This is a genomic window from Larkinella harenae (assembly GCF_054780515.1).
The window spans coordinates 2,447,563-2,460,787 of the sequence record NZ_BAAGWE010000001.1; the positions used below are offsets into that span (position 1 = coordinate 2,447,563).

7 protein-coding genes are annotated in these 13,225 nt (G+C 51.0%); 4 read left to right on the plus strand and 3 right to left on the minus strand.

Features of this window, described 5'->3' with window-relative positions; all coding sequences use genetic code 11:
- Positions 1-243 precede the first annotated feature (243 nt).
- From ACYVH9_RS10055 to ACYVH9_RS10065, 3 genes are all read left to right on the plus strand, one after another.
- Entirely contained in the window at positions 244-2,280 is a 2,037-nt protein-coding gene (locus tag ACYVH9_RS10055; RefSeq protein ID WP_460636465.1) for a M3 family metallopeptidase, read from the plus strand.
- A gap of 342 nt (positions 2,281-2,622) precedes the next feature.
- Positions 2,623-4,302 carry a selenocysteine synthase gene (locus ACYVH9_RS10060; RefSeq protein WP_460636179.1) on the plus strand — a complete coding sequence of 560 codons (1,680 nt, stop codon included), beginning with the start codon at positions 2,623-2,625 and terminating at the stop codon, positions 4,300-4,302.
- 392 nt (positions 4,303-4,694) lie between these two features.
- Positions 4,695-7,661 carry a glycosyltransferase family 117 protein gene (locus tag ACYVH9_RS10065; RefSeq protein ID WP_460636180.1) on the plus strand — a complete coding sequence of 989 codons (2,967 nt, stop codon included), beginning with the start codon at positions 4,695-4,697 and terminating at the stop codon, positions 7,659-7,661.
- Positions 7,662-7,873: 212 nt separating this feature from the next.
- Here the strand turns inward: ACYVH9_RS10065 and dnaJ are convergent, their stop codons facing one another.
- Positions 7,874-9,013 carry a molecular chaperone DnaJ gene (gene dnaJ / locus ACYVH9_RS10070; protein ID WP_460636181.1) on the minus strand — a complete coding sequence of 380 codons (1,140 nt, stop codon included), beginning with the start codon at positions 9,011-9,013 and terminating at the stop codon, positions 7,874-7,876.
- 84 nt (positions 9,014-9,097) lie between these two features.
- Positions 9,098-9,691, minus strand: coding sequence for a nucleotide exchange factor GrpE (locus ACYVH9_RS10075; RefSeq protein WP_460636182.1), 594 nt, complete (start codon positions 9,689-9,691; stop codon positions 9,098-9,100).
- A 189-nt stretch (positions 9,692-9,880) separates the two neighbouring features.
- Between ACYVH9_RS10075 and queG the strand changes: the two genes are divergently transcribed.
- Positions 9,881-10,822, plus strand: a complete 942-nt coding sequence (gene queG / locus ACYVH9_RS10080) for a tRNA epoxyqueuosine(34) reductase QueG (protein WP_460636183.1) — start codon at positions 9,881-9,883, stop codon at positions 10,820-10,822.
- A gap of 12 nt (positions 10,823-10,834) precedes the next feature.
- On the opposite strand, the gene ACYVH9_RS10085 is transcribed toward queG, so the two are convergent.
- On the minus strand, positions 10,835-13,177 hold the full coding sequence (locus tag ACYVH9_RS10085; RefSeq protein ID WP_460636184.1) for a right-handed parallel beta-helix repeat-containing protein: 2,343 nt from the start codon (positions 13,175-13,177) through the stop codon (positions 10,835-10,837).
- Between the last annotated feature and the right edge of the window lie 48 nt (positions 13,178-13,225).

The following is a 13,225-nucleotide window of genomic DNA, read 5'->3' on the forward strand; positions in this document are numbered from 1 at the left end:
AGATACACCTTTCCAACTCAGCTACGCAACGAACTTATTTTCGGCCCCCGCCGGTATTGGTTGTGCGCCTGATATTCCTCTGGGTTCGAACGGTTTTCGTTTTTTTACCGTAATTTTGTAAACTGTAGGAAACCCTATGAGCAAACTAAAATGTTTACACTTCGAAAAATGACCAACATGGCCGTGCTGCTGGCGACGCTAAGTCCGGCACTACTGGCACAGCCCTCTCCCGAAAAAGCAAAAATGAGTACCAATCCATTGTTGCAACCGTTCAAGACACCGCACGAGACGGTGCCTTTCAACCTGATTAAAAATGAGGATTACCTGCCGGCGCTGAAAGAAGCCATGACGATGGGGCGGAAAGAAATTGATGCCATTGTCAAAAATCCGGCGAAACCGACGTTCGAAAACACCGTTGTTGCGCTCGAACGCGCGGGCCAGATGGTCAGCCGGGTGTCGTCGGTGATGTTCAACCTCAATAGTGCCGAAACCAGCCCGGAATTGCAGAAAATCGTACGGGAAGCCTCGCCACTGCTGACAGAATACGGCAACGATATTACCTTGAACGAGCAACTATTCAAACGTATCAAAACCGTTTACGATCAGCGGGATCAACTGAAGCTGGACGGCGAAGACCGAATGCTGCTGGAAAAGTCCTACAAAAGCTTTGCCCGCAACGGTGCCAATCTAAAAGCAGCCGACAAGGATAAATTTCGTACAATCAATAAGGAAATGTCGCAGACTTCGTTGCAGTTTGGCGAAAACGTGCTGAACGAAACGAACGAATACGTGATGGAAATTACGGACGAAAAAGACCTGGCGGGTTTGCCGGAGTTTGCCCGGGAAGCCGCCAAGGCCACGGCCAAACAAAAAGGTAAAACAGGCTGGGTGTTTACCCTCCAGGCACCGAGTTATCAGCCATTTTTGATGTATGCCGACAACCGGGAGTTACGGAAAAAGCTCTTCATGGCGTATAACTCACGCGGTTTCCACGGCGATAAAAACGATAACCAGCAGCTGATTGGCAAAATGGTGCAGTTGCGTTATGACCGCGCTAAGTTACTGGGTTACCAGACACACGCTGATTTCATTCTGGAAGAAAGCATGGCTGGTTCGCCGGAAAAAGTAAAGCAGTTTCTGAGCGAATTGGCGGGCTATGCCAAACCCGTTGCCGAAAAACAACTGGCCGAACTAACGCGTTACGCCAAGGAGCACGGTTTTGCCGACGAGCGGCTGGAACGCTGGGATTTTAGCTATTATTCCGAAAAACTGAAAAAGGAAAAATATGCGCTGGACGATGAAATTCTGAAGCCGTACTTCAAGCTGGAAAATGTCATCGAAGGCGTATTCACGATTGCCAACAAACTTTACGGGTTGACGTTCAAGGAGCGGAAAGACATTCCGCTGTACAACCCGGAAGTGAAAACATACGATGTTTTTGACAAGGACGGGAAGTTCCTGTCGGTTTTTTACGGTGATTATTTCCCGCGTGAAGGCAAGCGTAGTGGTGCCTGGATGAACGATATTCAGGGGCAGAAGATTGAGAATGGCGTAAACGTTCGTCCGCACATTGTCAACGTTTGTAATTTCACGCGTCCTACCGAAACGAAACCGTCGTTACTGAGTTTCAACGAAGTAACCACGCTTTTCCACGAATTCGGGCACGGTTTGCACGGTATGCTGGCCAACGGAAAATACGAAAGCCTGTCGGGCACGAGCGTTTACCGCGATTTCGTTGAATTGCCGTCGCAGGTTATGGAAAACTGGTGCTACGATCCGGAAGCGCTGAAACTGTTTGCCAAACATTACCAAACGGGCGAAGTGATTCCGAACGACCTGATTGAGAAAATTCGTGCCAGCCAGAATTTTATGGCGGGGATGGCCAATCTGACGCAGCTGCGGTACGGTCTGGTCGATATGTACTGGCACGGCAACGCCCCGAAAGGTGAAACCGTTGAGCAGGTAGAATCACACGTTGATTCGCTGGTGAATTTGTTTCCGAAAGTACCCGGAACGGCCTTTAGTCCGGCTTTCTCGCACATCTTCGCGGGCGGTTATTCGGCGGGGTACTACAGCTACAAATGGTCGGAAGTTCTGGATGCTGACGCGTTCGAATTTTTCAAGGAAAAAGGCTTATCCAACCGCGAGGCCGCTGATAAATTCCGCAAAAACGTATTGGAAAAAGGAGGAACGGAAAAACCGATGGAGCTTTACAAGAAGTTCCGGGGCCGCGAACCGTCTCCGCAGGCCATGCTCCGCCGGAGCGGCTTAACGCTGTAAAATAGATTGATTGAAAGTGGCCAGAAAGTCGCGTCGTAGGCAATCGTTACGACGTGACTTTTTGCGTTTTTACGGGATTGTTGCTCCTGACAGGTGACTTTGAGAAGACGGTTGAGAATTTCTGATCTAATCGATTTTTTGTTAGAATAAACTGCCTGCGCAATGGGATGCGAAATTTTATTTCGATAAAGTCCGGTGTGATTAGTATACTTGTTCTCTAAAAATATTTTCGGACGTACAAGATTATTTTAAGCCATTCCGCGCATCTTCCGTAAGAAACCAGCTAAGCCTAACATAGGCGGCTACATCATCTGTACGGAATCTGAAACCGATTACTACTTTATGAAACGGAGAGAAATACTGAAAGAATTAAGTTTGTTGCCGCTGGCAGGGAGTCTGGTGGGGAGCATGGAAGCCCTGGCGGAAAGTGCGCCGTCTAACCGGCTTCAACAGGCCGCAGCGCAGGTGGCCGCAGCAACGGGACCACTCAAGGCCGGTCCGCAGATTTACCAGTCCATCGGGGTAGAGCCGATCATCAACTGCCGGGGGACCTTTACCATCATTGGAGCTTCGATGGAGTTGCCGGAGGTGGTGAAAGCCATGGAATTTGCCACGCAATACAATGTTCAGATCGACGAGTTGGCTTTCGGAATCGGAAAACGGTTGGCCGAAATCACCGGAGCGGAATGGGGTATGGTTTCGTCGGGCTGCGCTGCGGGTTTGAATGAAGTGACAGCGGGCATTCTAGCCGGAGGAAATCCCGAAAAACTGATCCGTATTCCGAACCTGGAAGGATTCGAAAAAACGGAGGTAATCATTCCGCGTTCGTCGCGGAACGTCTATGACCACGCCATTCGGAATTGTGGGGTAACGGTTATTACGGTAAACACGCTGGAGGAGCTGGAAAAGGCCATTACGCCCCGCACGGCCATGATTTACATGATGCCGGGCCGGGAACCGTGGACGGTGGCCAACGTCGCTAAAGTAGCCAAGCCCCAAAATGTTCCTATCCTGGTTGATGCAGCCGCCGAGAGATTGACCATTCCGAACATTCACCTTCAGGCGGGAGCATCGGTGGTGGGCTACAGCGGTGGCAAAGTAATTCGGGGCCCGCAAAGTGCCGGATTGTTGCTGGGCAACAAAGATATTCTGATGTCGGCCTGGCAGGCCAGCGCTCCGCACCACGGCCCGTGCCGCAACAACAAGATTGGGCGCGAAGAACAGATCGGAATGTTGGCGGCCGTTGAAGCCTGGGCAGTTCGGGATCACAAAGCCGAGATGGATACCTGGGTGTCGTGGCTGGAAACCATTTCCAAGAAACTGTCTGGCATCAATAGTGTGCAGCTGAACCTGCGCCGACCGGAAGAAGGGGCGCTGGACAACGCGACGCCCATGCTAACCGTGAGCTGGGACCCGACCAAGCTTAACATCACCGGGCAGGAAGTGGCCGATGAACTGGCAACCACCAAGCCCCGGGTGGCCGTGGGTACCGGTTTCCGGCGTGGGCAGGCGGCTTCGGCTTCCACCACCCCAACCACCTCAATCACTATTGCTGCGTACATGATGGGAGCGGGCAATGAAGTGATCGTGGCCAAACGCATCCACGAAATTCTGACCCGCAAACGTAGCGCACCCGCAGTTACGGCGGAAATGAAAGCACCGGGCGCTGATCTGAGCGGGCGTTGGGAGGTAAGTATCGATTTTTACACCAGCAAAAGCCAGCACACATTCACGATTGAAAAGCAGGATGGCAACTGGCTGATGGGAACCCACAAAGGTGATTTTGCCACCCGCGAACTGATTGGCTCCATCGAGGGCGATGACGTGCGGTTTCAGAGCCGCTATAGCGTACCAGGCGATAATCTGGTGATGACGTTTTACGGAAAACTGACCGGTGATACCATCACGGGCGAGATTGACATGGTCGAATACATCAATGCAAAATTCACTGCCAAGCGATCGTCCATAGCGGCCAACCGCCAACGCATTCAGATTCCGGCTGGTCGGCCGTTTTCTACCTAGAATGGTTTATTAGTCTTGGACGGTACACGAAAACAGCTCAGGCAGTGCCTGAGCTGTTTTCGTTGGAAAAGGGATTTGTCTGGCATGACTGATCGGAGCCACGAGATCCCAGGCCCGAAAAACCGCCCGGGTCCGGAAGCTATTTAAGCGAGCAATAGATGGTTTTCGGGGCGTTATCCGTGTTGTGTTGGGGCCTTGTGACCGAAAATGCCATACGAGAAAGAATCGAATATCAATACGTCTTTAACAAACTTTAACGCGCTGAAGGGCGTCAAGCGGGGTTATTTTGTTAATTTTGAAAAAATATACTTCGGCTAAAGGCTGTTACCCCAATGCAAACCATCAAAGGAACAGAATCTAAAGTTAGTGCTGACACACCAACGTCATCCTTTTTGTATAAACGCTTAAACAACCTGGTAGGGTGGACGCTTTTTGCGGTGGCCCTGTTTACCTATACGGCTACCGTGGAGCGGACGGCCAGTTTTTGGGATTGTGGTGAATTTATTGCCTGTGCGTATAAACTTCAGGTGCCACACCCGCCGGGTGCGCCGTTTTTTCTGCTGATCGGGCGGCTTTTCTCGCTGTTGGCCCTGGGTGATGTTACGCAGGTAGCTTATTGGGTGAATATGATGTCGGTACTGGCCAGTGCTTTTACCATTCTGTTTCTGTTCTGGACCATCACGATGCTGGCCCGTAAACTGATCAACAAGCAATTTGGCGAATTGACACAGACCGAAACCTGGCTGGTCATTGGCTCCGGCGCAGTGGGCGCATTGGTGTATACGTTTTCGGATACCTTCTGGTTCTCAGCCGTTGAAGCTGAAGTATACGGGATGTCGTCGTTTTTTACGGCTATTGTTGTCTGGGCGGCTTTCCGCTGGGAACTGATTGAGGATGAGGCTGCGGCCAATCGCTGGCTGATATTTATTGCTTACCTGACCGGTTTATCCATCGGTGTTCACTTGCTGAACCTGGTGACGTTGCCCGCGATGGCGCTGATCTACTATTTCAAGAAAAACCAGAAAGTAACGCTTCGGGGCGGTTTTATCGCGTTCTGCGTTGGGATGGTCATTTTGGGTATCATCAATGCCGGAATTATTCCGGGGCTGCCCACGGCGGCTTTTGCGGTTGAACGGTTTTTTGTAAACACATTCGGATTGCCTTATACCACCGGTATTTATGTTTTTGCGGCCATTTTCATCGGGGTTCTGATTTACGGAATTATCTGGTCGGCGCGCCAAAACCGTCCGGTGCTGAATACGGCGCTGCTGGGGCTGGCTTTTGTGTTGATTGGTTATGCTTCGTACATCCAGGTGCTGATTCGGTCGGATTTCAATACGCCGATTAATGAAAACAACCCCAGCGACGTCGTTAATTTCGTGTCCTATCTGAAGCGCGAACAATACGGTAGCCGGTCCCTTTCCTACGGTCCGCTGTTTTTCTCCCGGCCGGTCGATCAGAAGAAAGGAGCGCCCATGTACGAAAAGCGGGATGGTAAATACGTGGTGTTTGACCACATGCCGGAATACGTCTACGATAGTGACAAGAAAATGCTGTTTCCCCGGATTTACAGCAATCAGCCGGGCCACGCGCAATTGTATTCCAACATGCTGAATATTCCACTTGATCAGCAGGGACAGCCTACGCGGAAGGTAACGATGGGGGATAACCTGCAATTTTTCTTCCAATATCAGCTGGGCCATATGTACTGGCGGTACCTGATGTGGAATTTCTCCGGGCGCGCGGGCGATCAGGAAGGATCGGGTTACTTGTTGCCCTGGACGAGCGATGATGGCGTGCCGGATCTGATCAAAAACAACAAGGCCCGCGATAATTTCTACATGTTGCCGTTCCTGCTGGGCTTGTTCGGGCTCGTGATTCAGTATTTCCGGCGGCCTAAGGACCTGCTGATTGTGGGAATGCTGTTTTTCTTTACCGGTATTGCCCTCCAGATCTTCCTGAACTCACCACCCTCCGAACCGCGCGAACGCGACTATATCTACGTGGGCTCGTTCTATTTCTTCGCCATCTGGGTCGGCCTTGGCGTGGTGGCACTGATCGATGGACTGGCGGGGTATCTGAAAAACGAGAAAGTACGGGTGGGGCTGGTCAGCGGCTTGTGCCTGCTGGTACCCGTTATGATGGGGGCTAAAAGCTGGGATAATCACGATCGCTCCAACCGCTATCATTCCGTTGATTTTGCCAAGAACCTATTGAATTCCTGCGCGCCGAATGCTATTCTGTTTGTGGGGGGCGATAACGACACCTTCCCGTTGTGGTATGCCCAGGAAGTAGAAGGGTTTCGTACCGACGTCCGGGTCTGTAACCTGAGCTTGTTGGGAACCGAATGGTACATCCAGCAAATGAAGCGCAAAACGTATCAATCAGAAGCCCTGCCGATTTCGCTGGAGTTTCCCCAGTTCAACAAGGGTAAAAACGATGTTATTCCGTTCTATGAAGTTCCGGCGGTGAAGAACGGTATCAACCTGAAAGAATATATTGGTTTGGTGAAGCAGAACAACCAGGCGATTCAGGTTCCGCTCACCACGGGTGAAATGACGAATATTCTGCCGTCGCAAACGTTTTTCCTGCCCATCAACAAAACTGAAGTGGAGAAGCTGGGTTTTGTAGCGGATAAGCTAAAACCGTTGATGAAGGATACGCTGGTCTGGAATTACGGAAAGCAGGATATCTACAAGCCAGACCTGATTATCCTGGATATCATCGCGAACAATAACTGGCAGCGGCCCATTTATTTTTCTACCACGTTGGGGCAGTCGAGTTACCTGAATCTGAAAGATCACATGCAATTGGAGGGCTATGCTTATCGGTTGTTGCCCGTTCAGGTGCCAACCGCGTCCGACGGTTTTGTCAACAGCGAGGTGATGTACAACGTCATGATGAAAAAGACGTTCTGGCGGGAAATGAATAACCCGAACTCTTACTACGACGATACGTACCGGGGGTCTCCGGTGATCTCGGCCCGGATTGCCTTCCTGCGACTGGCCGACCAACTGATGCGCGAAGGCAAAAATGCCCAGGCGAAGGAGGTTTTGCTGCGATCCCTGCAGGTTATTCCTGACAAGGCCATTCCGTACGACCAGATTTCGACAAATTACATTCGGGTGTTGCTGGAAACGGGTGATCTGAAAACCGCTCAGGAAATCGCCGACGTCATTGCGAACCGGGCCGACCAGAGCCTGACGTACATCAAGCAGGAAGGGCGGGGCAGTGGAGATGCCAACTTTGATCTGTATAACCTTCAGACGATCGTGAACGCCTTCCGCGAAACCAAGCAGGAAGCGCTGGCGAAGAAATACGACGCCATCTTCCAGAAGCATTTGAATGCATTGGGATGATGGAATAAACAGGTTATTTACAACCTGCGTTAAAGCAAAAAACCTGCTGTGTAGCAGGTTTTTTGCTTTACGGGTTTATACTGATCAGAATCCGATCTTCTACTGATCAGAATCCGATCTTCAAAGCGTCGTATTTAAACGCACCTTTTGTAGTTTACGGATTGTGTCCACTGATAAAAAGAAAACCGGCCAGCTGGCCGGTTTTCTTTTTATCAGTGGAAGAAGTCTTTCATTTTATCGAAAAACCCTTTTTCGTTTTTCCCCGGTTTCGGCTGGAAATTCGGTGAGTTTCGCAACTTTTCCAGAATACTGCGCTCTTCGGAGTTTAAATTTTTAGGTGTCCAGATGTTGATATGGATCAACTGGTCGCCCCGGCCATAACCGTTCAACTCCTTGATACCTTTGCCTTTTAACCGCAGGATTTTGCCGCCCTGGGTACCTGGCTCAAGGGTGATACGCGCCCGGCCGTCAATGGTTGGTACTTCAACGGAAGTGCCCAGCGTAGCATCGACAAAGTTGACGTGCAGATCGAACACCACGTTGTTGCCGTCGCGTTTGAGGTTGTCGTCTTCTTCTTCCTCGATCACGATCAGTAAATCACCGGCAACGCCCCCGCGCGGAGGAACGTTTCCTTTCCCGGTCACTGATAGCTGGATGCCTTCCGCGACCCCCGCCGGAATTTTGATTGGAATGACGTCTTCCTGCAAGACCCGACCCTCTCCGAAGCAGGCGTCGCAACGTTCGGTAACCATTTTTCCTTCGCCGTTACAAGTGGGGCAGGTGCTGGTAGAAACCATCTGGCCCAGCATGGTGTTCACCACTTTCCGAACCTGGCCAGAACCGTTACAGGTGTTACACGTAGTTACGGCAGTGCCATTTTTGGAGCCGTTGCCGCCACAGGTCGTACAGGCAACGTGCCGTTTGACCTTGATCTTTTTCTCGACGCCGTTGGCAATTTCCTGCAGGTTCAGCTTTAGCTTAATACGGAGGTCAGAGCCGCGCCGGACGCGTCGTCCCTGCTGCTGACCACCCCGGCCAAAAAAGCTGCCAAAAGGGCTGTCATCGCCGAAAATATCCCCGAATTGCGAGAAGATATCATCCATCGACTGCCCACCACCGCCACCGCCCATACCGGCGTGACCGAACTGGTCATAGCGGGCTTTTTTCTGCGGGTCACTCAGTACGTCGTAGGCTTCGGCCGCTTCTTTAAACTTGTCTTCGGCGGTGGGGTCGTCCGGGTTTTTATCGGGGTGGTACTTAATCGCCATCTTTCGATAGGCTTTCTTAACGTCTTCCGGCGAAGCGTTTTTATCGACCCCTAATATTTCGTAGTAATCTCGTTTCGTAGCCATGTATAAGTTGGTTGAAAAAACGATTAGACCGAACGGAATGCAGCGAAGGCACGTCGTTCAGTCTAATCGTCAGTATCGCATCGTTCAGGATCCCAGAATCACTTTGGCAAACCGGATCACCTTATCATTCAGGAAATAGCCTTTTTCCGTTTCGTCGATCACCTTTCCTTTCAGGTCGTCGCTCGGTGCGGGAAACTGGGTAATGGCTTCGTGCAGATCCGGGTTGAAAACCTGACCAACCGACTCCATGGATTTGACTCCTTTGACTTCCAGAACTTTATAGAATTTGTTGAAAATCAATTTGACACCTTCTTTCAAGGCTTCCACATCCGATGTGGTTTCGGCCGATTTCAGCGCCCGCTCAAAATCATCCAGCACCGGAAGCAGTGCCTGCAGCAGCCCTTCGTTGGCGTTTGAAATCAGGTCTACTTTTTCCTTGGCCGTCCGACGGCGGAAGTTTTCAAAATCGGCGTATAAACGCAGGTACTTATCCTTTAAATCCGTTAATTCACCGCTTACTTTGTCAAATTCAGACAATACACCCGGTTCGTCCTTGACCGTCTCATCCGTCGAATTGTCAGTTTCAGGATCGACAACCGTAACGGGTTCGTTGGCAGAATTGTCAGGTTGCTGTTTTGTTTCCTGACCCTCGGTGTTCAAGTTCTCTTTATTTTCCATACGCTTGGTTGTATTTCGTCGCCACCACATAGTGCCTTAAAAGTTGCAAATTAGTTGCCAATTTTCAGAATACTGACAAGATGACATTTTTATTCATAAAATCGGACGGTTAATTTTGAGTGTAAACGCTGAACGGGGCTGATTGCATCGGCGTTATGAAAGAGAAATGGGTATTGCTGACGGTGTAGTATGCTTGAAATAATTCAAAAACGTACCCAACTGATCAAGGCCAAGGCGTCCGAACTCGGTTTCGATTTCTGCGGAGTTTCCAGGGCGGAGTTTCTGGAAGAGGAAGCGCCCCGGCTGGAAACCTGGTTGCGGCAAAACCAGCACGGCCAGATGGGATACATGGCCAATCATTTTGATAAGCGGCTCGACCCCAGGTTGTTGGTCGATGGCGCGAAGTCTGTGGTAACGGTTTTGCTGAATTATTTTCCGAACAAAACCGTCGTGCAGCAGGAAGATGGCTATAAGATTTCCAAATACGCTTACGGCACTGATTATCACTTTGTGATCAAAGACAAGCTGAAAGACTTGCTAACGTTCGTTCACGAGGAAATCGGAGCGGTAAACGGGCGGGTTTTTGTCGATTCCGCCCCGGTGATGGACAAAGCCTGGGCCAAACGCAGCGGGCTAGGCTGGATGGGTAAGCATACCAACCTGATTACCCGTGAGATGGGCAGTTTTGTCTTTATCGGCGAAATGATTCTGGACCTTGATCTGGAAGCCGACGGCCCAATGGCTGATTACTGCGGAACCTGTACCCGGTGCGTCGATGCCTGCCCGACTGATGCCATTACGCAGCCGTATGGGGTTGATGGCAGTAAATGCATCTCCTACTATACGATTGAACTGAAAGAAGCCATTCCCGACGAGGTGAAGGGAAAGTTTGAAAACTGGATTTTTGGTTGTGATATCTGCCAGGATGTGTGCCCGTGGAACCGCTTTGCTCGCCCACACCGAACGCCCGCCTTTGACCCCAACCCCGCGCTAACCGAGTTTAGTAAAAGTGACTGGGAAGACATCACGCAGGACGTTTTCAGCGAGATTTTCCGCCGATCAGCCGTAAAACGAACGAAGCTGGAAGGCTTGAGACGGAACATCACATTCGTGAAAACAAGCAAGGAATAGGATTGGAATGACCTACTTCAACGGTAAAATCAACCGAATCGTTTGCTGATTTCGGATCACAGTTACGTCTAAACGTCCGGTCCAGTTGATCTGTTGCTGAATGGCAATCAGCCGCCCAATAGTAGGAACTTCCTCTTCATTGGCCACACGGATAACATCGCCGTTTTGTAGGCCCGCTGTTTCGAGCGGATTACCTTTAGGAATGTCAACTACCACAATGCCTTTTTCGTCGGGTAACCCGAATGCCGATCGGTCGCCCAGACCACGGACGTTTCGGAGGGATGCGCCCAGCCAGGTGGTTTCCTGCACCGATTCTTCAAACTGTCGGTTGAGCAAGGTGGGTATTTGGGGCGAACGCGCCCGTCGGCGCAACGCAGTCTTCTGAACCCCGAACTGATCCATCGGGAAGTTTTGAAAGCCGATGGCCAGGGCCGGGCTGGTGGCGCTGACCTGATAATTTCCCTGTTTAGGGTGTACAAAGTCTGGATCGCCAAACGCGCTGTGGGTGTCTGTACCATTTTTTTGAGCCGCCTGAAGGGCCGCTTCATTCAAAAAAAGGTTTGAGTCAATAGCTGGCCCCCAATCGTTGATTCGTATGGGGGCATAAGGCCGCATGACAATATTTTTCCGGAAAGCATCCCCACTGCTGATAAACCAGACGTGTGGATGAAACGAGTTGTTGATGAGGATGTTGTTCTCAGCGATGCGGTAAAAACCTTCCCGGAATTTAAGCCCTCCATTCAACAAAACATTGTTGTAAATGTGGTAATTGCTGCTGCCATCATCTAAGTCAATGTCCCAGCCGTGGTCGCAGCGAAACCGGTTGTTCCGAATGATGGTAGTTTTTTGCGCGTCCAGCCGAATCAGTTCAGGATGGGCGGCCACCAGGCTATCCATCGTCGAACGGTTGGGGTGCCAGAAGCGATCGCGGCCCCAGGAATTAAAAGCGCCGTGATCACCGGTCTCCAGCACCGTATCAAACACGTCATTGAACTCCAGTACATGTCCGCCCCAGGTGCCATCGCCAATGTTGATGCCGGCCCGGGGGACTTCGTAAATGGTATTATGACGAACCACAAGGTCAGAGGACATGGCAATTTCGACGCCTGCCGACTGCTTTTCCACTTGTCCGATGGTATGGATGAGGTTGTTGGCCGCTGTGCATTCGGATGGATACTGGTTGGTTCGGGAACCAGGCTGGCGATCCATTTGCGGGTAAGGCACAAACTGTTCGTAGCGAAAAGCGGGGGAGCGAACGGCGGACGAGTCACCCACGAAACAAATGGCGCTTGCTCCAATGTCGTGAAAATGGCAGCCCTCTACGCCCGATTTTCGGTTGTAGCGGCTCATCATTACGGCATTTCCGCCCAGATCGGCAAATTCACAGTCCTCGATTCGGCAGTTTTCCGTATTTTCCAGATAGACTGCGGCTCCCCGGTACACCATCCAGTCGCTACGCAGCAGCGGCTCGTACGGTTCCATAAACGTTCGTTCGGCCTGAACGAACCGGATGCCGCGTACCGTGACGCGCTGCAAAGGTCTTTCCGGCAGACCGGTTAATTCCAGGATTGATTTGAGGTGTGAAACTTCGACAATAGCGGTAGCCAGATTGACACCCTTCGGTGGGATGACGTGTAGTTGCTGCGTTTTAGGATCATAGAACCATTCGCCTGGTGCGTCCAGTTCTTCCCGAATATTTTCGACAAACCGTTCGCTTTTGTGCAGTGGAGCGGTACGGTTATTCTGCCAGCCCCCTTTCAGTTGAAGTTGACCACCCAATTTGCCCGTAATCTGGTAATGAAAATCGCCCCATTCACTTTCGTGCAGTGCGTGAATGAAACCGCCCGCGGGTGCTTTCCAGCGACTGATGCGTTCTTCACTCAGGGCATCGGCAGCGGTTCCGTTGAATACACGAGCGTGCGGATCAAAATTCGGATAACGAGCCATAACCTGCTTTTTGCCGTTCAGGAAAAGCTGTTCAAAACCCTTCCCCGAAACGGATGCGGTCCAGCTGCCATTTTCTCCTTTCGACCAGCGGAGTTTTAACTTTCGTCCTCCGCTAAGCTGAACGGTTTCATCGGGATAAGCCTGAATGGTTACCGTTTTGTTATGAACCGTCTCCGGGTCAATCCGCACGGTTTCGGTCAAATAATAGGTGCCCTTCCGCAGGAAAATCTGAACGGTTGAATGGGGAGACGTTTTTACTTTTTCCAGGGCTTTCCGGAGCGTTGCCAATGGTTGCGTCAGCGTACCGGGCTGGGTATCCCGGCCGTCTGGAGCAACATATAACCGGGTTTGTGCCTGAACCGACAGCACCTGAATGAAAAGCAGTAACCACCACCCGTTTCGTTTCATGAGCCTGGGAAAAAAAATAGGGTAGAGCCAATGACTCTACCCCGGAAA

What these genes read in the sequence shown, in the direction of transcription:
- dnaJ (WP_460636181.1), bottom strand. Translation starts at nt 9,013, where the DNA reads ATGGCTACGAAACGAGATTACTACGAAATATTAGGGGTCGATAAAAAC.
- ACYVH9_RS10060 (WP_460636179.1), top strand. Translation starts at nt 2,623, where the DNA reads ATGAAACGGAGAGAAATACTGAAAGAATTAAGTTTGTTGCCGCTGGCA.
- ACYVH9_RS10085 (WP_460636184.1), bottom strand. Translation starts at nt 13,177, where the DNA reads ATGAAACGAAACGGGTGGTGGTTACTGCTTTTCATTCAGGTGCTGTCG.
- queG (WP_460636183.1), top strand. Translation starts at nt 9,881, where the DNA reads ATGCTTGAAATAATTCAAAAACGTACCCAACTGATCAAGGCCAAGGCG.
- ACYVH9_RS10055 (WP_460636465.1), top strand. Translation starts at nt 244, where the DNA reads ATGAGTACCAATCCATTGTTGCAACCGTTCAAGACACCGCACGAGACG.
- ACYVH9_RS10075 (WP_460636182.1), bottom strand. Translation starts at nt 9,691, where the DNA reads ATGGAAAATAAAGAGAACTTGAACACCGAGGGTCAGGAAACAAAACAG.